General features: G+C 62.7%; 25 protein-coding genes. 9 read left to right on the top strand and 16 right to left on the bottom strand.

The window, feature by feature from the left end; all coding sequences use genetic code 11:
* The first annotated feature begins 1 nt into the window (after position 1).
* A complete protein-coding gene (locus FEZ59_RS10745) occupies positions 2–913 on the top strand; it encodes a LysR family transcriptional regulator (protein ID WP_021331933.1) in 912 nt (303 codons plus the stop codon).
* Here the strand turns inward: FEZ59_RS10745 and FEZ59_RS10740 are convergent.
* The 5 genes from FEZ59_RS10740 to FEZ59_RS10720 all read right to left on the bottom strand — a co-directional run bounded on the left by FEZ59_RS10740 (position 910) and on the right by FEZ59_RS10720 (position 7113).
* Positions 910–1872, bottom strand: a complete 963-nt coding sequence (locus FEZ59_RS10740; RefSeq protein WP_019745404.1) for a nitronate monooxygenase family protein — start codon at positions 1870–1872, stop codon at positions 910–912. The two genes, FEZ59_RS10745 and FEZ59_RS10740, sit on opposite strands and share 4 nt — an antisense overlap.
* The gene (locus FEZ59_RS10735; RefSeq protein ID WP_172932745.1) at positions 1869–3524 is read right to left on the bottom strand and encodes an AMP-binding protein; all 1656 of its coding nucleotides are present in this window, start codon (positions 3522–3524) and stop codon (positions 1869–1871) included. Before FEZ59_RS10735 ends, FEZ59_RS10740 begins: the two co-directional genes overlap by 4 nt.
* Positions 3525–3565: 41 nt before the next feature.
* The gene (locus FEZ59_RS10730) at positions 3566–4330 is read right to left on the bottom strand and encodes an SDR family NAD(P)-dependent oxidoreductase (protein ID WP_172932622.1); all 765 of its coding nucleotides are present in this window, start codon (positions 4328–4330) and stop codon (positions 3566–3568) included.
* A 54-nt stretch (positions 4331–4384) separates the two neighbouring features.
* Complete coding sequence (locus tag FEZ59_RS10725; RefSeq protein WP_029256317.1) at positions 4385–5515, bottom strand: thiolase family protein; 1131 nt, start codon at positions 5513–5515, stop codon at positions 4385–4387.
* Positions 5516–5649: 134 nt separating this feature from the next.
* Positions 5650–7113, bottom strand: a complete 1464-nt coding sequence (locus FEZ59_RS10720) for an MFS transporter (RefSeq protein ID WP_172932621.1) — start codon at positions 7111–7113, stop codon at positions 5650–5652.
* Positions 7114–7308: 195 nt separating this feature from the next.
* On the opposite strand from FEZ59_RS10720, the gene FEZ59_RS10715 reads away from it, so the two are divergent.
* Complete coding sequence (locus FEZ59_RS10715; protein ID WP_020970861.1) at positions 7309–8466, top strand: acyl-CoA dehydrogenase family protein; 1158 nt, start codon at positions 7309–7311, stop codon at positions 8464–8466.
* Between the two features lie 66 nt (positions 8467–8532).
* Here the strand turns inward: FEZ59_RS10715 and FEZ59_RS10710 are convergent, their stop codons facing one another.
* From FEZ59_RS10710 to FEZ59_RS10700, 3 genes are read right to left on the bottom strand one after another with little or no spacing between them, the layout of a single operon-like run.
* On the bottom strand, positions 8533–9753 hold the full coding sequence (locus tag FEZ59_RS10710; RefSeq protein ID WP_172932620.1) for a CoA transferase: 1221 nt from the start codon (positions 9751–9753) through the stop codon (positions 8533–8535).
* Positions 9754–9784: 31 nt separating this feature from the next.
* A complete protein-coding gene (locus FEZ59_RS10705) occupies positions 9785–10783 on the bottom strand; it encodes a MaoC family dehydratase (protein WP_047888283.1) in 999 nt (332 codons plus the stop codon).
* On the bottom strand, positions 10780–11655 hold the full coding sequence (locus FEZ59_RS10700) for a CoA ester lyase (protein ID WP_172932619.1): 876 nt from the start codon (positions 11653–11655) through the stop codon (positions 10780–10782). The genes FEZ59_RS10705 and FEZ59_RS10700 overlap by 4 nt, the downstream gene beginning before the upstream one ends.
* A gap of 200 nt (positions 11656–11855) precedes the next feature.
* Between FEZ59_RS10700 and FEZ59_RS10695 the strand changes: the two genes are divergently transcribed.
* The 5 genes from FEZ59_RS10695 to FEZ59_RS10675 are packed head-to-tail and all read left to right on the top strand — an operon-like array spanning position 11856 to position 15969.
* The gene (locus FEZ59_RS10695) at positions 11856–13007 is read left to right on the top strand and encodes an acyl-CoA dehydrogenase family protein (RefSeq protein WP_019745395.1); all 1152 of its coding nucleotides are present in this window, start codon (positions 11856–11858) and stop codon (positions 13005–13007) included.
* A 31-nt stretch (positions 13008–13038) separates the two neighbouring features.
* The gene (locus FEZ59_RS10690) at positions 13039–13785 is read left to right on the top strand and encodes a GntR family transcriptional regulator (RefSeq protein ID WP_003940169.1); all 747 of its coding nucleotides are present in this window, start codon (positions 13039–13041) and stop codon (positions 13783–13785) included.
* 44 nt (positions 13786–13829) lie between these two features.
* Positions 13830–14282 carry a MaoC family dehydratase gene (locus FEZ59_RS10685; RefSeq protein ID WP_003940415.1) on the top strand — a complete coding sequence of 151 codons (453 nt, stop codon included), beginning with the start codon at positions 13830–13832 and terminating at the stop codon, positions 14280–14282.
* Between the two features lie 40 nt (positions 14283–14322).
* Positions 14323–15519, top strand: a complete 1197-nt coding sequence (locus FEZ59_RS10680) for an acetyl-CoA C-acetyltransferase (RefSeq protein ID WP_019745394.1) — start codon at positions 14323–14325, stop codon at positions 15517–15519.
* Positions 15520–15579: 60 nt separating this feature from the next.
* Positions 15580–15969, top strand: coding sequence for a metalloregulator ArsR/SmtB family transcription factor (locus FEZ59_RS10675; RefSeq protein WP_019745393.1), 390 nt, complete (start codon positions 15580–15582; stop codon positions 15967–15969).
* 7 nt (positions 15970–15976) lie between these two features.
* On the opposite strand, the gene FEZ59_RS10670 is transcribed toward FEZ59_RS10675, so the two are convergent.
* From FEZ59_RS10670 to FEZ59_RS10660, 3 genes are all read right to left on the bottom strand, one after another.
* Positions 15977–16474, bottom strand: coding sequence for a glycine zipper family protein (locus tag FEZ59_RS10670; protein ID WP_019745392.1), 498 nt, complete (start codon positions 16472–16474; stop codon positions 15977–15979).
* 111 nt (positions 16475–16585) lie between these two features.
* Positions 16586–17236 (bottom strand): pyridoxamine 5'-phosphate oxidase family protein, encoded by a 651-nt coding sequence (locus tag FEZ59_RS10665; RefSeq protein WP_019745391.1) that lies wholly within the window; start codon positions 17234–17236, stop codon positions 16586–16588.
* A gap of 17 nt (positions 17237–17253) precedes the next feature.
* Positions 17254–18207, bottom strand: coding sequence for a DNA-3-methyladenine glycosylase (locus FEZ59_RS10660; RefSeq protein ID WP_019745390.1), 954 nt, complete (start codon positions 18205–18207; stop codon positions 17254–17256).
* A 45-nt stretch (positions 18208–18252) separates the two neighbouring features.
* Between FEZ59_RS10660 and FEZ59_RS10655 the strand changes: the two genes are divergently transcribed.
* On the top strand, positions 18253–18804 hold the full coding sequence (locus FEZ59_RS10655) for a ribonuclease H (RefSeq protein WP_007729467.1): 552 nt from the start codon (positions 18253–18255) through the stop codon (positions 18802–18804).
* Between the two features lie 5 nt (positions 18805–18809).
* Here the strand turns inward: FEZ59_RS10655 and FEZ59_RS10650 are convergent, their stop codons facing one another.
* The 3 genes from FEZ59_RS10650 to FEZ59_RS10640 all read right to left on the bottom strand — a co-directional run bounded on the left by FEZ59_RS10650 (position 18810) and on the right by FEZ59_RS10640 (position 21554).
* Positions 18810–19808, bottom strand: coding sequence for an MDR family oxidoreductase (locus tag FEZ59_RS10650; protein ID WP_020909206.1), 999 nt, complete (start codon positions 19806–19808; stop codon positions 18810–18812).
* An 80-nt stretch (positions 19809–19888) separates the two neighbouring features.
* Positions 19889–21022, bottom strand: a complete 1134-nt coding sequence (locus FEZ59_RS10645; protein ID WP_019745388.1) for a 12-oxophytodienoate reductase — start codon at positions 21020–21022, stop codon at positions 19889–19891.
* A 4-nt stretch (positions 21023–21026) separates the two neighbouring features.
* Positions 21027–21554, bottom strand: a complete 528-nt coding sequence (locus tag FEZ59_RS10640; protein WP_019745387.1) for a nuclear transport factor 2 family protein — start codon at positions 21552–21554, stop codon at positions 21027–21029.
* A gap of 95 nt (positions 21555–21649) precedes the next feature.
* On the opposite strand from FEZ59_RS10640, the gene FEZ59_RS10635 reads away from it, so the two are divergent.
* Positions 21650–22585, top strand: a complete 936-nt coding sequence (locus FEZ59_RS10635) for an amidohydrolase family protein (RefSeq protein WP_020970853.1) — start codon at positions 21650–21652, stop codon at positions 22583–22585.
* A gap of 21 nt (positions 22586–22606) precedes the next feature.
* Here the strand turns inward: FEZ59_RS10635 and FEZ59_RS10630 are convergent, their stop codons facing one another.
* Together FEZ59_RS10630 and FEZ59_RS10625 are read right to left on the bottom strand one after the other, a co-directional pair.
* On the bottom strand, positions 22607–23350 hold the full coding sequence (locus FEZ59_RS10630) for an SDR family oxidoreductase (protein ID WP_019745385.1): 744 nt from the start codon (positions 23348–23350) through the stop codon (positions 22607–22609).
* A gap of 27 nt (positions 23351–23377) precedes the next feature.
* Entirely contained in the window at positions 23378–24316 is a 939-nt protein-coding gene (locus FEZ59_RS10625) for a 3-oxoacyl-ACP reductase (RefSeq protein WP_007729451.1), read from the bottom strand.
* Positions 24317–24453: the final 137 nt, after the last annotated feature.

Here is a 24453-nt window from a genome sequence, read left to right as displayed (position 1 = left end):
TGTGGAGTTCCGGCAGATGGAGTACTTCCTCGCGGTCGTCGAAAACAAGGGGATCAACGGCGCCGCAGCTGCTTTGGGCGTTGCTCAGCCGACCGTGTCACAAGCGTTGCGCGGGCTCGAACGTGAACTGGGAGTGCGGCTTTTCCATCGCATCGGGCGCGGCATGGTGCTCAGTGCGGCCGGTCGCAGCCTGGTCGGCCCGAGTCGACAGGTTTTGCGAGACGTAGCTGCGGCGGCTGAACAGTTGACGGCATCCGATGGCGCCATCGTCGGTCGCCTCGACATCATGGCTTTCCCTGCACTGACCTCGGGGACGATCGTCGATCTGATTGCGGAGTTCTGTCGACGGTATCCGCAAGCACGAGTCAGATTTTCGGAACTCGAGCGTGAGGACAATCTGGAAAGTCTCATCAGGGACGGCCACTGTGAATTCGCGGTGGCTCATCTGCCTCTCGAAGCGGGCGAAGGGCTCGAGATCGTCGAATTGGGGGAGCAGGAGTACCGCCTGGTCTACCCGGCGGGAACCGAACTACCCGAGGGGCCGGTACGCCTTTCGGAAATGCCGGACATTCCCATGGTATTCGTTCCTCGCGGGGCAGCGATGGGCGACGCGATCGAAGATTCGATCCGAAAGGCCGGTACCAGAACGGAACTCGCGGTGGTGACCGAGCAACGGGAGTCACGGCTCCCGATGGTCATCGCCGGCCTCGGCGGTTCGTTGGTCGAGCGCTCGGTGGCGAAATCGATGCCTGGTCAGGTCGTGGAACGGGCCTGCGAGCCGAGATTCCTGCGTGCGTACGGTCTCGCCTTCGACCCCTCGACGTTGTCGCCGGTGGGACAGGTATTCGTGAACCTGATCCACGAGTACCTGTCCGACGAATCCCTGTCCGACGAACACCGGTCACAGCACTAGAGTCGGCAGATGCGTTCTCGAGCGGCAGCGTACTCGGCGGCGAGACGCTCTACTACTGCATGCGTCGGAAGTACGGCGTCGATCGCTCCGATGCCCTGTCCGGCGCCCCAGATGTCACGCCACGCCTTGGTATCGGTGTCGGTGGTCGCGAAACTCATTGCGGAAGGATCGGATTCGGCTAGGTTGTCGGGATCCAAGCCGGCGGCAACGATGCTGCCCCGCAGGTAGTTTCCGTGTACTCCGGTGAACAGGTTGGAATAGACGATGTCGGAGGCCCCTGAACCCACGATCATCTCCTTGTACGCAGGATCCGCGTTAGCCTCTTCGGTTGCGATGAAAGCTGATCCGACGTATGCCAAATCGGCTCCGGCCGCGAGCGCAGCGAGAATCGAATCACCATGAGCGATGGCACCTGACAACAGCAGTGGACCGGCGAACCACTCACGAATTTCCCGAATCAGGGCAAACGGCGACTGCCTACCGGCATGACCACCGGCCCCGGCAGCTACCGCGATCAGTCCGTCGGCGCCCTTCTCGATCGCCTTGCGTGCAAAGCGATTGTCGATGACGTCGTGAAGAACGATTCCACCGTATGCGTGGACGGCGTCGTTGATGTCGGTGCGAGCGCCGAGGGACGTGATGACGATCGGAACCTCGAACTCGGCGATGGTCGCCAGATCCTCTTCCAAGCGGTTGTTGGACCGGTGGACGATGAGGTTGACGGCAAATGGCGCCGACGGATTTTCCGGGTGCTCACGATCATGTTCCTCACGAGCCACGGTGATCAGTTTGAGCCAATCCCGAAGTGCCGACTGCGGACGAGCATTCAGTGCCGGGAAGGACCCGATGATCCCAGCGGTGCACTGCGCGATGACGAGGTCAGGAGTCGAGATGATGAACATCGGTGAAGCGAGAACCGGGACACGCAGTTGCGACGTCAGGTCTGCGAAGGTCGTCACCTGGAACCGCCTTTCTGATCGACGGATTCGAGAAGTCTCGAGCGGAGGTCGGTCTTGAGGACCTTACCGGCAGCCGATGTCGGAAGGAGTTCTACCTCGACGACCTCGCGAATCTTCTTGTACGGCAGCACCTGCTCGGCGACAAACGCCTTGATCTGCTCGGCGTCGAACTCGGCGCCCGGAATCATCACCACGAAGGCTACGGGCTCCTGGCCGTTGCTCCCCACTTCGCGGCCGACAACCGCGGCAGTCGAGATCGCCGGGTGCGAAACCAGAATCTCTTCGAGTTCCCGCGGATAGACGTTGTACCCCTTGTAGATGAGCATGTCCTTCGCCCGGTCACAGATGAAGAGGTATCCGTCCGAGTCCAGGTACGCGATGTCACCCGTGTCCAACCAGTCGTCGACGAACTGTTCTGCGGTGGTTTCCGGGTGTCCGAGATAGCCGTCGGTGACCTGAGGCCCACGCACCCACAGTTCGCCGCGTTCGTTCTCGCCCAGAACGGTCTTCCGGTCCAGCTGATCGCGAATCTGGATTTCGGTGTCGAAGATCGGGAGGCCGACGCTGCTCTGCCGGTACTCCGAGCCGTTGATCAGCGGAGCTGCCGTGACCACACAGGTGGCCTCGGTCAGCCCGTATCCCTCGACGACGAGCGCTTTGGGAAATGCCCGGCGGAGTGCGGCGAGCGTGACGCTGTCGATCGGGGCAGCGCCCGAAGACACGACGCACACGCTGTCGGTGTTGCGCACCGTAGCGTCGGGATGAACCGACAGTGCATGCCACATGGCAGGAGACCCGGTGAGATAGGTGGCCTCGTGCTTTTCGATCAGCTCGAGCATCCGGCCGGGTTCGAACCGACCGGCAAATACCTGGGTGAGACCGGAAATCAACAGGAACGACGTGTTGAGCAACGAATGTGCGTGGAAGAGAGGTGAGACCACGATGGTCGCCCCGGTTCCCGGCGTCGGACCGAGCACGTCGAGGCCGTCGATGCGTCGAGGCGTGACGAGACCGTCAGGACCTGCCTCCAACTCGTGCCCGGTTCTCCACCCACACATCTGCGTGATGTTGCCGACGACGTTGCGGTGAAGAACACGAACACCTTTGGATACTCCGGTGGTTCCGCCGGTGAACGCGATGTGTGCGATGTCGTCGCTTCGGACGGAGGCAGGGGTGAATTCGGTGGGTAGATCGGCGATGAAGGCGTCGAACGCGACGACCGACTCCGGTGTGTCGAGCGCACCCTCGGTGTCCTGGACCATCACGATCGTACGTACGGAGGTTCCGGAAGAGGCCGCGAGCAGTGTGTGCAGCTGCGAACTCTGAGTGACCGCAGCAACGGCGGACGTCTCCTCGATCTGCTTGCGCAGTCCAAGTTCTGGCTGCAGCGGATTGACCAATGTAACGGTCGTCCCGGCCTGCAGGCAGCCGTAGTAGGCCTGGAGGAACTCGACGCAGTTCCCGAGATGTAGCAACACGACGTCGCCGACGCCGACCCCGGCCTGCCGCAGTGCGCCGGCGAATTGTGCACTGCGCTGACCGAGTTCGCGGAACGTGCATGTGCGCTCGCCGTCCACGACGGCGAGGCGATCACCGTAGAGCGCCGCCATGCTGGGTGCCCAGTAGGCCATGGTGGTGTCCGGGTAGTGCATGTTGTGGCGCAGTTGTGGATTGGCGATCACGCTGATGCCCGTCACCGGGGAGCCATTCGGATAGCGCCGTCGAGTCTGATGGTTTCGCCGTTGAGATAGCCGTTCTCGAGCATCGAGACGGCCAGCTGGCCGAACTCGTCCGGGCGACCCAGCCGTGAGGGGTTGGGAACCGAGGCTTCGAGGGCCGTGCGCACGTCTTCGCGCAGGCGCGCCAGCAGGGGAGTGTCCATGATGCCGGGAGCAATGGTGTTGACGCGGATTCCGCGGCTGGCGAGATCGCGGGCAGCGGTGACCGTCATACCGACGATGCCGGCTTTGGACGCCGTGTAGTTGATCTGACCGATCTGACCTTCGAATGCTGCGACCGACGCCGTCATGATGATGGCTCCTCGCTCACCGTCCACGGCATCGAGTTCTGCCATCCGCTCGGCGCCGAGACGGAGTGCGTTGAACGAACCGACAAGATTCAGTTTGACGACGAACTCGAAATCTTCGACCGATCCGGCTTTTCCGTCCTTGTCGAGAATGCGCATGCGACGCCCGGCACCCGCGCAGTGGACGACACCGCGAAGGCCGCCGCGCTCGTGCGCCGCGTCGAGTGCTTTGGCGAATTGTTCGCTGTCGGTGACGTCGGCCGGGGCGAATTGCGCGGCAGCTCCGAGATCGGCCGCCACCTGCTTACCGTCGGACGAAGGCAGATCGATCAACGTGACCTGCGCTCCGGCGTCGAGCAGCCGTCGAGCGGTTGCCAGGCCGAGACCTGAAGCGCCGCCGGTGATCGCGGTGGAAAGTCCCTCGAGTTTCATGGATCAATTCTTCTTTCCTGCTGGATGACGTGTCGGCCCGAAAGCGTTGTCGGGTCAGATCAATTCGAGAATGGTCGCATTGGCCATGCCGCCGGCCTCACACATCGACTGGAGACCGTATCGAATTCCGTTGTCGCGCATGTGATGTGCCAGGCGAGTCATCAAGATCGCACCTGATCCGCCGAGTGGGTGGCCGACCGCGATAGCGCCGCCGAGCGGATTCACACGATCGATGGCTGCGCCGGTTTCAGCCTGCCAGGCAAGCGGGACGGGGGCGAAGGCCTCGTTGATCTCGAAGGCACCGATGTCGTCGATGGACAATCCGGAGCGGTCCAGTGCCTTTGCGGTGGCGGCAATCGGACCGGTGAGCATGATGACCGGGTCGTCGGCTGCGACCACTGCGGTGTGAATACGAACGAGCGGCTTCCAACCGCGTGCCCGGGCGTACTCGCTGGTCGTGACGAGTGTGGCGCCCGCCCCGTCGGAGATCTGAGAAGAGTTGCCGGCGTGGATGACACCGTCGGCGTCGAAGGCCGGGGGCAACTTCGCGAGCGACTCCAGACTTCCACCTCGCCGAATGCCTTCGTCCTGGGAAAAGTCGGCGATCGGAGTGATCTGCCCGGTGAATGCTCCAGCATCGGTGGCGCTGGCCGCGAGTTCGTGTGAGCGGAGGGAATATTCGTCCAGGGCCGTTCGGGTGAGTGCCCATTTCCGGGCCATCATCTCGGCGCCGGTCCCCTGGCTGAAACTGTCCACACCGTAGCGTTCGAGTACCGAAGCCGGGAAATGCTCACCGTTCTTGCTGGCGGTCCCCATCGGAACTCGCGACATCGATTCGACGCCTCCGGCTACGACCACGTCGTTCTGACCGGAGATGACGGTGGCCGCAGCAAAGGAAACTGCCTGCTGGCTCGATCCGCAGGCCCGGGTCAATGTGACGCCGGGAACGCTGTCGGGCCAGCCGGCGGCGAGTGCCGCTGTGCGGGCGATGCTTCCGGCCTGTTCGCCGACCTGACTGACGCATCCCCAGATCACGTCGTCGACCGTGGCCGCGTCGAGTCCGGTCCGTTCAGCGAGTGCACGCAGTACATGTGCGGACAGTTCGGCCGGATGGATCTCCGAGAGGGCGCGTCCTCGACGGCCGATCGGTGTACGTACTGCGTCGACGATGACGGCATCTCGCATGTATCTCTCCTGCTGTTCGTGCCCGGTGTTGCGATTGTGCGGTCGGGGCGTACCTCGAGTCGATCACGAGCGGGTTGACCCGGCAATGTCTTTCGGTGAATAGCTTTGTTAGCGAATGGCTATACGTGGAGCATTCAGCCGCGGATGAGCTTGCGATCGCGCTCGGGATTGGCGAAGACGAGGACCAGAACCGCGGCGACGACTCCGATGATGCCGATTGCCTGGAAGGACTGGGCGTAACCGTCGGCCGGGGTTGCTGCGTTGTCCACGATGACTCCCGTTGCGTAGGGAGCAATCAGGCCACCGATCGACATGATGGCGAGGAAGAATCCCATGGTGCCTGCAGTCTGCTGCGGCGGGCACAGTTCGGAGATCGCAGCGTTGATGAGCGGGAAGGTGATTGCCGAGAATCCGTAGCCGATCGAGACCATGGCGACAGCGACGATGGGAGTGGAGATCTGTGGCAGGAACAGGAGAATCGATCCGCAGATCAGAACGCCGACACAGGGGACGATGACGCGAACCGTGCGAGAGGTGAAGCCGCGGCCGATCAACTTGTCCGTGACGGAACCGGAGGTGATCATGAGGACGAGACCGACGATCGAGGGCAGTGCGAACATCGAACCGGCTTGCATCGCACTGTATCCGAGGCCGACCTCGAAGTACGACGGCAACCAGGTGAGAACGACGGTGGTCAGTGCGTAGATGGTGGCGATGAGGAAGCAGCAGCTGACGAAGGTGCGGGAGAGCAGGATCTTGCGCCACGGAACGTTGGGCTCGGTGACTGCCTTCGTTGTCGTCCCGGTCGCCTCGGTTGCTTCTGTATCTGCAGTCTTGGTCGCCTTGACGGCCTTGCTCGTGTACGGGCCTTCGGACCAACCGGCCAGCCAGCAACCCATCCACACGAGTCCGAGGACAGAGAGCGAGAGAACCGCTGCGCGCCAGCCGTAGTGAACGGCGATGAAGGTCAGTACGGGCGCGAGGGCGATCTTCGCGACGGAGGCGGATCCGGCGAGCATTGCACCGGGAAGGCCGCGCTTGGCCGGCGGGTGCCACGAGTACGCGGCGGTGTGCATCAGCGCCGAGCTGGGGCCTTCGGCGAATCCGAGGAGCATGCGCGAGACGATCAACATCGCGAGGCTGGCACCGAGAACGAGGGGGAGCATGACCACGGACCAGATTGCGGCCAGGATCAACAGCGCCCAACGTAGGGTCAGGTACTTGTTGAGCGGTCCGGCGAGAAATCCGCCGATGCAGAACATCAGGAAGAACAGCGAGCCGACCATGCCGATTTGCGAAGACTTCAGTCCGAGCTCGCGAGCGAGGGGCTGAGCGATGATTCCGAGGACTGCTTTGTCCGCGTAGTTGACGATGTAGAGGAAGACGACGAGCCCGGTCATCGTCCACGCACGCTTGCGGGTACCGAAGACGGGGACTGCTGACGAATCTGGCGTTGCTGTTGCTTCGGGCTGGACGTCGTTACGCTGTGGCGCGATGGGGGTCACGTGGCGTCCCTTCGAGACTGGTGGGCGGATGCGATCGTGCTCGAAGCGCGGCCTCGAAGCGATCGATGGTGTTGTGTTTGCCGGCTGACCCATTCAACGTGTTCTGGATCACTTTGAGCAATGTCGCGTCGATGATCGGAACGATAGCGGTTGCCTATGTATCGCAGGTCAGGCCATATTGGTAAGCCCTATCGGACGCATAGCCGATGAGTGTTGGATCGAATGCGGAGCCTTGAGGCAAGGTGAGATCAGGATCACCCTGTTCCCTTGACCGACTGGAGTTCATACATGCAGCGCACCGTGTTCAACGAGGATCACGAGGCATTCCGGGCTACCGTCCGCGATTTCATCGCGAAGGAAGTAACCCCGGTCCACGAGAAGTGGGAAGAGGACGGTCACCCGCCCCGCGACTTCTACCGACGACTCGGAGAGCTTGGCGTACTCGGAATTCAGGTGCCGGAGGAATACGGCGGAGGCGGCGAGAAGTCGCTCAAGTTCAACGTCGTCGTCGCCGAGGAGGTTGCTGCCGCCGGGGCGTCTTTCGGCTCGCAGTCGGTGCATACGAACCTGATCCTGCCCTACCTGCTCGAGTACGCGAACGACGAGCAGAAGAGCCGCTGGTTGCCGGGCTTCGCCTCCGGCGATCTGATGTTCGCGATTGCGATGACCGAACCGGGAACAGGGTCGGATCTGGCGAACATCGCGACGACGGCCAAGCTGTCGGAGGACGGTACGCACTACGTGGTCAATGGTTCCAAGACGTTCATCACCGGCGGGGTACTTGCCGATCGCGTCCTGGTGGTGTGCCGCACCGCGCCCAGCACAGCGGAGAACCGACGCACCGGGTTGTCGATCCTGGTGGTCGACACGTCGTCGCCCGGATACTCGGTGGGGCGCAAGATCAACAAGATCGGTCTCAAGACCTCCGACACTGCGGAGCTTTCGTTTGTCGACGTACAGGTGCCCGTCGAGGACCGGCTCGGAGAAGAGGGCGACGGATTCAGCTATCTGACCCACAACCTGGCTCAGGAGCGGTTGACCATCGCTTTCGGAGCGGCCGCCACTGCCAGTGCAGCGCTTCGCTTTGCCATCGACTACGTCAAAGACCGCAAGGTGTTCGGCAAGCCCGTCGCGGCATTCCAGAACACCAAATTCGTTCTGGCCGAATGCGCTACCGAGGTTGATGCCATCCAGCTGGTGTCCGACAACGCACTCGAATGTCATGACCGCGGCACTCTGACGATTCCCGACGCCGCGAAGGCGAAACTGTTCTGCACCGAGGCAGCAGGTCGAGTGATCGACAAGTGCCTCCAGTTGCACGGCGGGTACGGCTACATCACCGAGTATCCTATCGCGCGTCTTTACGCAGACACGCGTGTCACACGAATCTACGGTGGCACAAGTGAAGTCATGAAGACCATAATCGCGAAGGATCTTGGTCTCTGACGCACTCTCGACATGTTTTCGGCCTCGGAACATTTGTTCCGAGGCCGAAAACATGCTCCAGGTAGATCAGTTCGCCGGAACGCCGACGATGCCGTCCGCGATCAGTGCCGAGGCGTGATCGGCAGTGGTTCCGAGGACATCCGCGAGCACCGCAATCGAATCGCCGCCGACCTCGGAGGCCGGTCCGGCGCTCAGGTGGGCGCCGTCGAACGAGGCTGGGTTCGCGGCAGCCAGATAACTTCCGATTCGAGGCTGATCGAGTGCAGAGAACATCGGGTTGTTCTCCAGTTCACCGGAATTCACCACTTCCTCGAAACTGCGGTACCTCTCGAACAGAACCGACGATGTGTCCAGCGCTGCAGCGATCTCGGCGCCGCTGTGTTCCCGGAACCAATGTGAGAACAGAGCAGTGAGTACCTCTCGATGACGGTAGCGATCCGCTTCGGCGGAGAAGTCGGCTCCGAGTGCAGCTTCGACGGCGTCGACAGCCGCCGTGGTGCCGGTGACCGACGCAAGGTCGCGGAAATGGCGGGTAGTGAGTGCAACGATCATGAACCGTTCGTTGTTGCTGGAGACGAAATCGATTCCGTACGTGCCGTAGACGGCGTTTCCGCCGGACTCGCGACTGCGACCGTTCACTTGGACTTCGGTGAGGTAGCCGAGGGTTCCCGCGGTGGCCAATGCGACGTCTTCGAGTGGCAGCGTGATCTGCGTGCCGTGTCCGGTCGAGTCACGTTGGCGCACTGCGGCAGTTATCGACAGGGCGGCGTAGAGCCCGCAGGCGACGTCCCAGGCGGGCAGTGCGTGGTTGACAACTCCGGCGTAGTCGGCGGGGCCGGTGATCTGTGGAAATCCCAACGCGGCGTTGACCGTGTAATCGACCCCGGGGCTGCCGTCGCGGCGTCCCAGAACCTCGAGGGTGATGACGTCGCTACGCAACTGGGCCAGGGAGTCGTAGCTCATCCAGGTGCGACCGCCGGCATTGGTGACCAGGATTCCGCCGCCAGGCCCCGGAGCCGTGACCAGTTGGCGAATCAGTTCTTGACCGCGCTCGGCGCGCATGTCCACTGACAGTGACCGTTTGCCTTTGTTGAGTCCGGTCCAGTAGATGCTTTCACCCGTGTCGGTGACGGGCCAGCGTTTGTAATCGGAGGCACCTCCGATCGGGTCGATCCGGATCACCTCGGCGCCGAGCTGGGAGAGAGTCAGTCCGCACAGGGGTGCGGCGACAAAGCTCGAGACCTCGACGATGCGAAGCCCGGACAGCGGGCCTTGGGTCTGAGTCATCTGTGATCCTCCGTGGTAGAAGAGTGTGCGATCATGCCATCAACACGGTGAAACGCCAGTCGAGAACCGGAGTCTGTGTTGCAGAAGCATTGTGGGAGAACACGAGCGAACGCAGTTGCACTGCGGTTCCGTGTTCGAGGGGCGACGAACTTTCGACGTGCAGTTCGCTCGTGAGGGTGTCGCCCTCGTGAACGGGCCCGGTGTGATCGCACGAGTGCCATCCGAGAACCGTCACCACATTGGGCAGAGCGCGAGTTGCCTGGGCAAGTGCAATTCCGATGGTGTGGCCGCCGTAGACGAGGCGACCGTGGGTGCCGACGCGATCGTCGTGGTGCGTCGCTGCGATGTTCAAGCTCAGCCGGGCAAGTTCGGGTGCACTGGTGACGACGTCGCCGCTGCTACGGAATACCGAGCCCACCAAATCCGACTCGAAGTGCCTGCCGGGTACCCGATCTCGATATGTGTCGAGGTCCCAACCGTCAGGTGATACGTACGGCGCCGGTTCGGACGGACCGATCACGGAGAGGTCGTCGGCGTGGCGAGTTCTCGTCTCGATCGGGTCGGGGCTCAGTGGGAGCATGGCGCAGCGGTAGAAGTCGAGGACCGTGTTGCCATTCTGATCAGCGGACGTCATCCGTAGCGCGGCAAGTCCGGTGGCGCCGCGTCCCGGCTTGGCCGAGTTCTCGCGTAGACCGACAACCTCGGTGCGCGTGTACAGGGTGTCACCGAGTACCGGGAAACGGTGGAATCGCAGTCCACGGTAGAAGAGGTTTGCCTTGACGTGGTGTGTGACCACGGTTGACTGGCCGATGGCGACGTCGGTGACCAGTCCTGGATTCGCAACTGGTGCAGCGGAACCTGTGACGCTCGACGACAGATGTGCGTCGAGAGGCAAGCGCATGCGGTCACCGAGGATCGCCTGATGGGAGGCGGCGAGTCCACTGGTCAACGTCACCGCTGGTGCTTCGTCGAAGATCTGACCGTGGGTGAGTTCGTCGAAGTACGGTCCTCCCACGTAGTGCTCGCTCATGCGGTGACTCCTTCGGCTCGGGCAAGCGTACGACGCGCTGCCACGGCCACTGCTTCGTCGAGCATTTGGCCGTCGAGCTGGGCGGCGCCGGAACCCAGGGTTTCGGCTTCTTCGAGTGCGGTCAATACCCGTCTGGCGTCATTGACGGCGTCGTCCGAAGGAGTGAATGCGGTAGTGGCCGAGTCGATCTGCGCCGGGTGGATGACCCATTTGCCGTCGAACCCGAGAGCGCTGGTCCAGTGCGCGGCGCGGCGGAAGGCGTCGTCGTCGGTGATGCCGAGAAAGGGTCCGTCGATGGCGGCGACGCCGGCTGCGCGGCAGGCGATCAGGATTCTGTCCTGGACGGCAAGCCAGTGTTCGGGCAGTGCCGAGCGTGAGCGACCCAGCGCTGCACCGAGATCGGCGTATCCGATGATCGCGGCCTGCAGACGAGGAGTCGCGCGGGCGATGGAGTCGGCATTCTGGACGCCGAGCGGAGTTTCGATCAGGGCTTGCAGGGTGGTGTGGTGCCCACCGCCAGTGAAGAGAATGCGCTCGGCCTCGAGGAGTTCGTCGGCGGACTCGACCTTCGGGACGATTACGCTCGTCAGCGATTCTCCGAGGGTGCCGCAGGCGATCAGGTCGTCGCGGGCCCATGGCGTGGTGAGGCCGTTGATTCGGACCGAGATGGTGCGCGCTCTACCGAACTCGTGCACCAAGGAACTCACGAGGGTTCGCGCAAGGTCCTTGTTCGCCGAAGTGACGGCATCTTCGAGGTCGAGAATCACCTCGTCTGCGTTCGAAGAGAGTGCCTTGCGGGCCTTGCGCTCGTCTGAACCCGGAGCGACCAGGGACGCACGGCGTCTAGTCGCGCGGTAGTGGTTCTCGTCCATAGTGTGTCGATTACCTCGATCTGGTGATCAAATGTACGGCCAGTTGCGAAATAGATGTGCTGCCGTGAACGGCGTTGATGTGCAGCGAACTGCCTCGATGCTGGCAGTTGCTGCGTATCGATGTCAAGGCGCGGTATTGACATTGCGCGAACAATATCGAAATATGGCCGTACAAACTTATTTCAAGTCGAGGCGGATTCATGCTCAAGCTCAACGACGAAGAGACATTCCTGATCGAAACCGTGCGCCGGTTCGTCGACCGAGAGGTCAAACCCACGGTCCAGGAGGTGGAGCACGCGAACGAGTATCCCGAGAAGTGGATCGATCAGATGAAGCAGATCGGGATCTACGGCCTCGCGATTCCCGAGGAGTACGGCGGATCGCCGGTGTCCATGCCCTGTTATGCGCAGGTGACGCAGGAACTGTCGCGCGGATGGATGTCCCTGGCAGGAGCGATGGGCGGACACACAGTGGTTGCCAAGCTCATCTCGCTGTTCGGTACCGAAGAGCAGAAGGTGAAGTACCTGCCGCGAATGGCAACCGGCGAGATCCGGGCAACGATGGCCCTCACCGAGCCCGGCGGTGGCTCCGATCTGCAGGCCATGACGACCAACGCCAAGAGCGACGGCACTGATCTGGTCGTCAACGGCGCCAAGACATGGATCACCAATGCCCGCCGATCCGGCGTGATCGCATTGCTGTGCAAGACCGATCCAAGCGCAAGCCCTCGTCATGCGGGCATCTCGATTGTTCTCGTCGAGCACGGCGAAGGGCTGACCGTGTCCCGCGACCTCCCGAAGCTCGGATACAAGGGCGTCGAGAGCTGTGAACTGTCCTTCGACAATTACCGCATCGCCGAGTCGGCCATTCTGGGCGGCACTCCCGGAAAGGGTTTCGGGCAGATGATGAAGGGGCTCGAGACCGGCCGTATCCAGGTGGCTTGCCGTGCACTGGGCGTCGCCACGGCTGCACTCGAAGATTCACTTGCGTACGCGCAGCAGCGCGAGAGCTTCGGCCAGCCGATCTGGAAGCACCAGTCGATCGGCAACTACCTCGCCGACATGGCAACGAAGCTGACGGCCGCACGGCAGCTGACGTGGCACGCGGCACAGATGTACGACAGCGGCGAGCGGTGCGACATGGAGGCAGGCATGGCCAAGCTGTACGCCTCCGAAGTGGCGATGGAAATCGCGTTGTCCGCCGTCCGCATCCACGGCGGTTACGGCTACTCGACGGAGTACGACGTCGAGCGGTATTTCCGTGATGCGCCACTGATGATCGTCGGGGAGGGAACCAACGAAATTCAGCGCAACGTGATCGTTTCGCAGCTGGTTGCCCGCGGCGGTCTGTGACGGACCGGTGAGCAAGTAGGATCATGTCGCTATGAGCGGTAAGGAAAGAGAGACGGAGCCGGCGTACCAACGCCTCTCTCGTGAGCTTCGTCAGCAGATCTCTGCCGGTACCTACCGCGACGGCATTCAACTGCCCACCGAATCCGAACTGGCGCAGCATCACGGCGTGAGTCGGCAGACGGTCCGCCGAGCCTTTCACGATCTTGTTGCCGAGGGCATCGTGTACCGAGTACCCGGGCGCGGGACTTTCGTGACCGAGAACAGCGGCCGCTATCTCCGTCATCTCGGATCCATCGAAGATCTCATGAACCTTTCGCGGGACACGACGATGGAAGTGGTGTCACCGCTGCAACGGCGCGTGGACATCGAGGCGGCCAGTCGGCTTCGGCTCGACACCGACGTCGTGTACACCGTGGTCTTCCGACGGATACACGAGGGAGTTCCGTTCGTGCAGACGACGGCGCATCTGCCGGAGGCGATAGCTCGGCAGATCATCGACCTGCCCGCCATGGCGGCCGGTGCGGTGAGCGCCAATACGGTGATCGGCCTGCTGGAACCGCTGATCGACAGTCCGATTGTCGAAGCAGCACAATCGATCACGGTGTCCCCGGCAACGGCAGACGTTGCCAGGGACGTCGATTGCGAGATCGGCCACGCCATGTTGCGGGTGGACCGTTTGTACTCCAACGCGCAGGGCGTTGCCAACGAGTTGTCGGTGAGCTATTTCTTGCCGGAGCAGTACACGTATCGGGTCACGCTGCGCCGCGGCGCACATTAGCGCTGCACTTTTCTTTGCTGTTCAACACCTTTCAGGAGAGAACTATGCGAATTTTCAACGGAATCGACGAAGTTGAGACGGCTGTCGGTGAGCACTTGGGCTACAGCGCGTGGTTCCCGGTCACACAGGATCGGATCGACAAGTTCGCCGACGCCACCGAGGATCACCAGTGGATTCACGTGGATCCCGAGCGCGCAGCGCAGGGTCCGTACGGCGGCACCATCGCCCACGGCTATCTGACTCTTTCGTTGTTGCCGGTGCTCGGCGCTCAGGTGATGCGTGTCGACGGAATCTCCATGACCGTGAACTACGGCAGCAACAAGGTGCGATTCCCCGAACCGGTCAAGGTCGGTTCTTCGGTGCGGGCAGGTGCGGAGATTCTTTCCTTCGAGCGCACCGCGAAGGGCGCGACGATTGTCGTGCGGTACACGATCGAAATCGAAGGAGCAGGTAAACCTGCGCTGGTGGCGGATACCGTGCGCCTGTTGGTCTCCTGAATCCTTTTCCATTCTTCCAGAACGAGATTCGAGGTCAGTTGTGAAACGAGCAGCATTGGTCGCGCCGGTCAGAACCGCGGTGGGCCGTTTCGGAGGGGCACTTCGTGACGTGCCTGCGGAAAGTTTGGCTGCCACTGTCGTCAAGGAGACCGTGCGTCGTAGCGGAATCGATCCGTCCCGCATCGACGACGTCGCGATGGGGCAGTCGTATGCCAATTCGGAGGCACCGTGCATCGGAAGGTGGGCGGCGCTCGAGGCAGGGTTGCCGATTTCGGTAGCCGGCTTCCAGACGGATCGCCGATGCGGAACGGGTCTGCAGGCCATCGTTACCGCGGCCATGATGGTCCAGACGGGTGCTGCCGACGTGGTTCTCGCGGGTGGCGTCGAATCGATGAGCGGGATCGAGCACTACACCACCGGAGCGCGGTGGGGCACCAAATCCGGTGGGCTGCAACTGTTCGACCGCCTCGATCGTGGTCGAGAGCGCTCGCAACCCGAGTGGCGTTTCGGCCGGATCAGCGGAATGATCGAAACGGCCGAGAACGTCGCGACACGATGCGGGATCACGCGGGAAGAGTCGGACGCCTTCGCCGTCGAGAGTCACCGAAAAGCTACACTGGCAAGAGAATCCGGCCGATTCGATGCCGAAATCGTCGCCGTCGAACTGACGGATCGAAAAGGGAACGTCACACAGTTTCGTGCTGACGAGGGGATCCGTCCGGATACCTCACTCGAAACCCTGGCACGGCTGCGTGCGGTGACCGAGGGAGGCGTCGTGACCGCCGGTAACGCCAGCCAACAGAATGACGCTGCGGCAGCGATGTTGGTGGTCGCCGAGGATCGTCTGGACGAGCTGGGGCTGGAACCCATCGGGTTCCTCGACAGTTGGGCCGCGGCCGGTTGTGAACCGGCGCTGATGGGCCTCGGACCGGTTGCCGCCGTCTCGAAACTGTTTGCTCGCACAGGGGCAGGCTTTGCCGACTTCGATCTGGTCGAGCTGAACGAGGCGTTTGCGTGCCAGGTTCTCGGCGTAGTGAAGGAATGGGGCTTCGAGGACCTCGATCGACTGAACGTCAACGGTTCCGGCATCTCGCTCGGGCACCCCGTGGGAGCGACGGGTGCGCGTATGGCAACAACCGCGCTTCACGAACTCGGCCGTCGCGGCGGCGGAAAAGCGCTGTTGACCATGTGTATCGGCGGTGGCCAGGGCATGGCAGCCGTGGTGGAGTCTGCCTGACGAGGTTCGCTTCTGGGTACACTTGCGGCGGGGGATCGGAAGTTCTACGGAGGCAGTCGGTTGACGAATGCAGGCGCAGCAGACACCAGTGGCGCGCTGAGCGTCGAGGATGTTCGTCGCGCCAGGGCTGCACTCGAGGGTCTCGATGTCACCAGTTGGTCCGGTCGCTTCGAGCTTCTCTCCGACGCCAACCGTCTGCGTCTGTTGCTCTGCCTTCACCACGCACCGGGTATCTGCGTCACGGATCTGTCCGTGGCGCTGGGGATGAGCGGCACAGCCGTCTCACATGCGCTGCGGCTACTGCGTAGCCAGGGGTGGGTGAGCGCGACGCGCGACGGCCGATCGATGCGATACCAACTGGCAGACGACACCGTTCACCAGCTGTTGCATTCGATCGGCGCCACACATTTTCACGACGAGACACCCACCCCCGGGCACACGCACAGCTGAGCGTCTCTCAAGGAGTCGCGAAGAACTTCTCGACGGCCGGCGCAGCGTTCGGGTTTCCGTTGGTGATTCCCGCGCCGACTCCGGCAACCGTGCCGATGACTCCACCGACGATGCAGCCGGCGATGAAGTTCGGGAAGATCGACAGGCAGCCGATTCCGACGCCGAGGTTGGCTCCGATGAGCGTCGACTGCACGCCGCCGTTGTTCCAGCCGATATTGACCTCGTTGGCCATCGTGTCGAACGCGGCTTGCTTCGGATCGTTACCGGGGAAGAGCATCAACGCCGCCTGGCTGTTCGACTCGGCGGTCGGGGTCAATAGGGGTTGGGACGGATCGAAGCCCGCATTCGGGGGCGCTGCGACCGCGGTGCCGGCTCCGGCGCCGACAGCGGCGACGACGAGTACGGACATGGTGAGAGTTCGGGACAGTTTCATGGGGACGGCCAATCTGTCTGTGTGGAACCAGTCGTGAATGGTGGCGGTGCAGTTCGTTAACCAGAACTCCACCGTCTGGATCGATCGTGCGGACCTCCTCGGGCACAACGGGACCCGTCGTCTCCGCGCGACGGGCCGTGTTTGGTGGCTACCCGACTCAGGGGGCCCTGAAACCGCCCAGTCTCATTCGTTTTTCGACAACCGCGCGCGCAATTCTTCGACCTCGGCAGTAAGCCGATCGACCTCGGCTTGCAGGGGTTGGCGTGCCAGAGCGAGGGATTCGTCCATGCGCTCCTTGTCGAAGCGAGGTGTGATATTTCGACTGCAGTTCCAGTCGAACGCTTCGACCTCGACGACGATGGAGCGCTGCGCTTTTGCTGTCATGGTGCCGCCGGGGACCTGCAAGAGTTGTTGCAGCAGTTCAGGGTCCTCGTCCGCTTCGATCACGTGTGCACGCCCGTAGATCTTCAATCTCGTTCGCGTCGGGTAATCGATGACGAACAGCGAGATGCGATTGTTCTCTTCCAGATTGCCGAGCGTCACGAACTGCTGATTGCCGGGGAGATCGGCGAATCCGATTCGATTCGGGCCCAACACATGCAGGAATCCGCGCGGGCCGCCGCGATGTTGGACGTACGGCCAACCGTCGGGCGTCACAGTGGACATGAAGAAGGAATCCACGGATTTCACGAATCCCTGAGCGCGGAAATCGAATTCCATCGGACCTTCGTCGGGCTGATCGAGCTTTGAACCGTAGACGGTGAAACTCCCGGTCGACCGCTGACGCTCCACCGCAGCGGGGGAGAAGGCGATGTGTGCGTATCGGGTCGACATTCTTTATCTCCTGGTGCTCAGTGCCAGCGGTGGTCGGCAACGGCAGTTCGCGGACCGAACTTGGGTTTGACGGCTTGACCGCTGACCTGCAGAAGCCGCACCGCGCGGTATCGATGCGGTTGGAGGGGAGCGAGGTACTGCACCATCTGGGCGTCGTCGATCGGTTCGCCCAGGAGCGACCAGCCGACGACCGCAGCGAGGTGGTAGTCGCCGACCGAGAGTGCGTCCGAATCGCCGAAGGCGCGCTGAGCCACTTCCGCGGCAGTCCAGATCCCGACGCCGGGCACCGCTCGCAATCGTTTGGTCGCTTCGGCCCTGGGGAACGATGACGCCTGCTCGAGGCGGTCGGCGACCCGAGCGCACTGAACGATCGTCTTGGATCTCGCGGGATCGACATTTGCGCGATGAAACTCCCACGACGGCATTCGTCGCCATTGGTCCGCGGTGAGTGGAACTCGCATTCCGTCGGGCGCGGGGCCGGGTGGGCGCTCTCCGAATTTGGTCAGCAGCCGGCGCCATGCGGCAAACGCGTCGATGCCGTGGACGCGTTGCTCGAGGATCGCGGGAACGAGGGCTTCCATGACGCGTCCGGTGCGGCCGATGCGCAGATGAGGGAAGCGTCGATGAGCTTCGGCGAGCTTGGGATGCTCGGGCGCAAAATCTTCGGCCTCGTCGTCGAGACCGAGCAGAGCTTCGGCGCCGGTCAGAAATTCCGTGGCGCCGGGACCCCAGGCCTGTACCCGGACCGTATGGCGATCCGACTGCGTGATGCGGTAGGTCACAGGACCCGAAAGTTGGCGGGAAACTCGCCAGATCGCTCCGTCGGCTGACCGTCGATGTGCGGGGTCGCCGGGTCCGCGCTGATGCGGGCTGAGCGTCAGCGCGGCATCGAGTGGTCGCTGAGAAGTCACCGTGACTTCGTCGACCGGAGATAGCGGCGTCATCGAGGTCAGCGTATCGCCACCGTCCATCCTCCGTTAAGGCGTGTGTCGGTGGCGCAACGTATTGTCCGAGCCATGATCATCGTGAGCACCGACGGATCCTGTCTGCGAAACCCCGGCGGGGCTATCGGCTGGGCATGGGTCAATCACGAGGGTCCGAGCATGTCCGGCGGAGAAGCGTCCGGCACCAATCAGATCGCCGAGTTGCGTGCGCTCTTCGAGGCCGTCGTCGCCCATCCCGGTGCTGATCCTCTGCTCATCGAATCCGACTCGCAGTACGCCATCAAGTGCGCGTCGGAATGGCTGCCGAGTTGGAAGCGCAAGGGCTGGAAGACCGCGAGCGGCGGGGCGGTCAAGAACCTGGAACTGGTGCAGAGCATCGACCGAGCCATCACCGATCGAGTCGGTCCGGTGCGCTTTCGTTGGGTGCGCGGGCACGTCGGCAACCACTACAACGAAATGGCAGACAAGCTGGCCGGCGAAGCCGCCCGCGCCATCGTCTCGGGGGACATCGCATCGGTCCCGCTTGCTGCCCCGGTGAAGAAGGAACCGACCGCCGTGAACTCCCCTTACAAGGAGAAGTCCACGACGGCCGAAGAACCGGCAGATCTGTTCACACTTTTCTGAGCGGTTCAGAAACCGTCGGCAACCTGAACCAGCGCCCGGCCGGTGTACTTGCCTTCGCGCACCTGATCGATCACCGAGACGACGTCGCGGACGGCAACGAGGTTCGTGATCTCCTTCAGATGACGTGGGGTGAGGTCGGAGCCCAGGCGGGCCCACAGCGCGCGACGGGGTTCGATCGGCATCAATACCGAGTCCATGCCCAGCAGTGAGACTCCGCGGAGAATGAACGGCAGCACGGTCGTAGGCAGCGCGGCGCCGCCGGTCAATCCGCTGGCGGCCACAACACCGCCGTAGTTGATCGTGCTCAGAACGTGAGCGAGAGTCTTCCCACCGACGCAGTCGACGGCCGCCGCCCACTGAGATTTTCCGAGCGGGCGAGGCTTGGCGTCGGGATCTTCGGGGAGCCGGCCGATCACCGAAGACGCACCGAGTGACGTCAGAAGGTCTGCCGCGCCTGGCTTGCCGCTGGAGGCGACCACGTCGAAGCCTGCGCTTGCCAGAAGGTCGACACTGACGGTGCCGACTCCGCCGCTCGCGCCCGTCACCAGGACAGGACCGTCGGCGGGCTTCACTCCGCTGGCCAGAATGGCTTGGACGCTCATGGCTGCGGTGAATCCTGCCGTGCCGATCGCAGCAGCGTCGGCGGTGGAAATGCCGTCGAGCTTCACGACCCACTCGGCAGGCAAACGGGCGATCTCGGCGTAGCCGCCGTTGCGGGCGGTCCCGATCTCGTAGCCATGTGCGACGACCTTGTCGCCCGGGGCGAATGCGTCGGACTCGGAGGCAATGACCTCGCCGGCGACGTCGATGCCGGGGACGATCGGGTACTCGCGAACCACCCCGCCTTTCGGCGTGACCGCGAGAGCGTCCTTGTAGTTGACGCTCGAATACTCGACGCGAATGGTGACCTCACCTGCCGGGAGGAAGGATTCGTCGACGGTTTCGGGGGCGAAGTCGATGGTGCCGTCGCTTTCGCGGGCGACCCAGGCGTTGAAAGTAGTCATGGGTCGAACATAAAGGCCTTCGGCCCTGTGCGCCTTTTCGGTAGTGCGAACTACCGGAAAGGCGCACAGGGGCGGAGCCCCTAGATCAAGCTGCCCTCATGCACCGCTCGATCGAATGCCGGCAGCGGACTACCGTCGCGCAGGGTTGTCGCCAATGCCGGATCGGCGAGGTGGAGACGGCCGATCGCGATCAGATCGAACTCACCGCTGCCGATGCGTTCCTCGAGCTGTGGGATGTTGTCGACGACAGGGGCGACGCCTTCGATACGGCTGTCCCGCAGCGACTTTCCGATACCGACGCTGCCGACGGCCATCGTGACGGCGCCGGTCAATTTTTTCGCCCAGCCGGCCAGCGAGAGATCGCTGCCTTCGAAGGCGGGGACGTCGAAGCGCCTGATGCTGGCATCGAGAACGTCGACTCCGGCGTCGACCAGCGCGCCCAGGATGACGCCCAACTCCTCGGGGGTCTCCGCGATCTTCGCGGTGAAATCCTGCTGCTTGTGCTGCGAGAAACGGTAGATGATCGGCAGATCCGGTCCGATGGCCGCGCGGATCGCAGCGACGACGGCGGCCGGGAACTTGGTACGACGCTCCAGGTCGCCGCCCCACGCGTCGTCGCGCTGGTTGGTGCCCTCCCAGAAGAAGGAATCGAGGAGGTAGCCGTGACCGCCGTGGATCGCGATACCGTCGAAGCCGAGTTCGACGGCGTGCTTCGCGCTACGGACATACGCGTCGATGACGTCCTGGATGTCCTGCTCGGTCATCGCTTCGGTGCTCGCCTGCGCACGTTCGACGTAGGCCGCGGAGTACGAGGTGACGCCCAGCGGACCCCACTCACCCGAGGGACGCATCGGCTTGAGCGAAGGGTCCATCTGCGTCATCGCGCCCCACAGAGGCCCGACGTGCCAGAGCTGAGGCACGATCTTGCCGCCAGCAGCGTGCACGTCGTCGACTACCTTGCGCCATCCGGCCTGAGCAGCGGGAGTGTGGAGGTTGGGGACGTTGGCGTGGTCGACAGCAGTCTCGTGATCGATCGCGACGCCTTCGGTGACGATCAGTCCGGTACCGCCCTCGGCGCGTCGGCGGTAATAGTCGGCGACGTCGCGGCCAGGCACGCCCTCGATGGAGTACGTGCGCGTCATCGGCGACATGACTATGCGGTTGGACAATTCGAGCGAACGGATGCGGAGCGGTTGAAACAGCGGGTTGGTCACTTCGTCACAGCGCTTTCATGAATCGGAAGAATCCGGGGTCCTGGTCGACACGGAGCCGGGTGAGGGTTCGGTAGCTGATCAGCCACTTGCCGTCTTCTTTGCGGTATTCCTCGTGGTAGTGGCCGTAGCCGTGCAGGTGTAGTTCTTTCTCGCCGTCGTTCCACCACAGCATGTCTTCCATCGCCCAGATACCGGTTGCGGTGGTGGGTGAGGTCAGCACGATTTCGGGAGTGTGTGCGTGGTGCGCCGTGGTGAGGGGGATGTCGCCGTCGAGCATGTTCCGAATTGCCGCGGTGAGTTTGTCGATGCCCACTACCTGGTTCGAGGTGTCACCGGTCTTGGGTTGCTTGTCTGTCGGGAGTCCGCCCCACGTCTCGCTGACGACGTCTGCGGTGTGCAGGGTTGGGTAGACGTGCCACTGCTTGGTGTCCATGCAGCGTAGGCGCGCGGCGAAGACACGTTTGATTTCCTCGATTGCGAGCAGTTCCTCGACGGCACTGATCGATCCCACTTCGGACTCGGCCTGAGACATTCAACCTCCAACGGTGATCGGCAAGATGGGTTCACATTCGGGTGCTCAGCGCGGGCCGTCAACGACCTGTCCCGGTGAGCGCGACGGCACTCGGTATGGTCGAGCGAACGAAAGGGGTGTCAGACGTGTGTACCGAAGAGGTCCCATCGACCGGACCGGAGGAGATCGCCGAGGTTCGGGCTTTCTGGCGCGAGTTGGGTGTTCCTGGCGTGATCGACGTCCATACCCATTTCATGCCGAAGAGCGTCATGGACAAGGTGTGGGGCTACTTCGATTCAGCGGGACCGATGATCGGTCGACCATGGCCGATCGCGTACCGACTTGCCGAGGAGGAGCGGGTACACCGTCTCCGCGAGTTCGGTGTCCGGGCTTTCACGTCGATGATCTACCCGCACAAGCACGCGATGGCCGAGTGGCTCAATCAGTGGGCCGTCGAATTTGCCGCGCAAACACCTGATTGCCTGCACACGGCCACGTTCTACCCCGAGGAGTCGGCGGCGTCGTACGTCGGAAAGGCTCTGGAGTCGGGCGCGCGAATCTTCAAGTCCCACATCCAGGTCGGAAACTACGACCCGAACGACCCTCTGCTCGACAAGGTCTGGGGTCAGCTCGAGGACTCCGAGACGCCCATCGTGATTCACTGTGGATCGGGACCGGCGCCGGGGGAGTACACGGGACCCGATCGCATTGCTTCGCTGCTCGCACGGTACCCGCGCCTGTCTTTGATCGTCGCCCACATGGGGATGCCCGAGTACAGCGAATTCCTCGATCTGGCAGAGGCTTACGGCAACGTCCGCCTGGATACGACCATGGCGTTCACCGATTTCACGGAAGAGCAGTGCGCCTTCCCGAAGGCAGACGTTTCACGGCTCGTCGACATGCAGGACCGGATTCTGTTCGGTAGCGACTTCCCGAACATTCCGTACCCGTATCTCACAGCCTTGCAAGCGGTTACGCGCTTCGATCTCGGAGACGAATGGCTGCGAGCCGTCGTGCACGACAACGCTGCGAAACTCTTCTCGGTGAGCTGAGCCCACCGAGAAGTATTTCGCTCAGCGCAATTTGATGCTGCCGCCGTCGGCCATCAACGTCTGTCCGGTCATGTACTTGGAATCCTCGCTTGCCAGGAATACCACGACGGGAGCGATGTCGGTTTCGGGATCACCGATGCGTCCGAGAGGTACCTTGGCAACCGATGCGGCTGCGCGCTCGGGGAAGGCTTCCTGCCACTTGACGACGCCTTCGGTGGCGGCGAACGGGCAGACCACGTTGACCCGAATGCCTTCCGGCGCCCACTCGTTGGCGACGACGCGCGTCAGGCCTCGCACAGCTTCCTTGGCCGCAGCGTAGGACGTCTGGGTGGGCATTCCGTCCAAACCTGAACCCGATGCGAAGTTGACGACCGAACCCTTGGTCTTCGCGAGTTCGTCATGGCATGCCTGCATCAGGTGGACAACGGGGTAGAAACCGGTGTTGAAGGACAGGTCGAACATGTCCTGCGTGGTTTCGAGCAACGGAGCCTGACGGGATGCATGAGCGTTGTTCACCAGGATGTCGAGCTTGCCGAAAGCCTCGAGCGCGGCGTCACGGATCTGCTCGGCCGAACCGGCGGCAGCAAGGTCGACGTTCAGGAACTTGCCGGAGCCGGCCAGTTCTTGTTCGAGGGCCTGGCCCTGCTCGTCGTTGATGTCGACGAACAGGACCTTCGCGCCTTCACGGGCGAAGACTCGGGTGATGGCACGACCGATTCCACCGGCGCCGCCGGTGACGATCGCTACCTTGCCGTTCAACCTCATGAAAACGCTCCTCTTCGTAAGTGCTGCTTAAACTGTTGCGGTCTCGTCGACTGCAAGTGCGATCTTTTCGAGGCCGGCGATGCTGTAGGCAGCGTAGGTTTCGTACGGCCCACGGCCGGAGAAGTAAGACGAGAGCTGACCACCGAGTTCTTCGACGGTGAACGCGGATCCGGCTGCGTCGAAACGGTTCTCGACCTTGGGTGCTTCCATCAACGCCACCATCTTGCCGTAGACGACGAAGACCTGTCCGTTGATCTCGTCGGAATCGGGGGATGCGAGGTAGCTGACCAGGGTTGCGACGCGCTCGGGTGCAAGCGGATCGAGGCCGACGACGCCGGTGTTGTTCTCGCCGAAGGCTTCTGCCGTCATGGCGGTGCGGGCACGGGGGCAGATCGCGTTCGTGCGGACGCCGTAGCGGGAGAGACCTGCTGCGCTCGAGAGCGTCAGAGCGGTGATGCCGGCCTTGGCTGCCGAGTAGTTGGGCTGTCCGGCGCTGCCGAAGAGGAAGGCCTCGGAAGAGGTGTTGATGATGCGGCCGTAGACCGGTGCGTCGGCTGCCTTGCTGGCTGCGCGCCAGTGGACTGCGGCTGCGTGCGAGGTGGCGGCGTGGCCCTTGAGGTGCACGCGGATGACGTCGTCCCAATCGGATTCGGTCAGGTTGAAGATCATCTTGTCGCGCAGGATGCCTGCATTGTTGACGAGGATGTCGAAGGATCCGAAGTTCTTGACAGCCTCTTCGATGATGCGCCCGCCGAGCGACCAGTCGGAGACGTCGCCGGTGATGGCGAGTGCCTGTCCACCTGCGGCCTTGATCTCGTCGACCACGTCGTTGGCCGCTGCACCCATGTCGTTGACGATGACGGCTGCACCGGCAGCCGCGAGTCCGAGTGCTTCGGCGCGACCCAGGCCGGCGCCGGCGCCGGTGACGGCGGCAACTTTGCCTTCCAAGCTCAGTGATTGCGTCATGTCGTGCTCCTTCGATCCGGGCTGGCGGGTAGGTACAGCAAAATTAGTATTCATTCTAATTTGAAGTCGAGAGTTCGGCAGTCTTTCCGAAAAAATCATTCGAGCGAAATCAGAATTAGTTCTAGTTTTGAGCAGAA

It is taken from the genome of Rhodococcus sp. MS13 (assembly GCF_013277835.1).
In the GTDB taxonomy this organism is placed as follows: domain Bacteria; phylum Actinomycetota; class Actinomycetes; order Mycobacteriales; family Mycobacteriaceae; genus Rhodococcus_F; species Rhodococcus_F erythropolis.
This window is presented reverse-complemented; position numbering and strand designations above follow the sequence as displayed.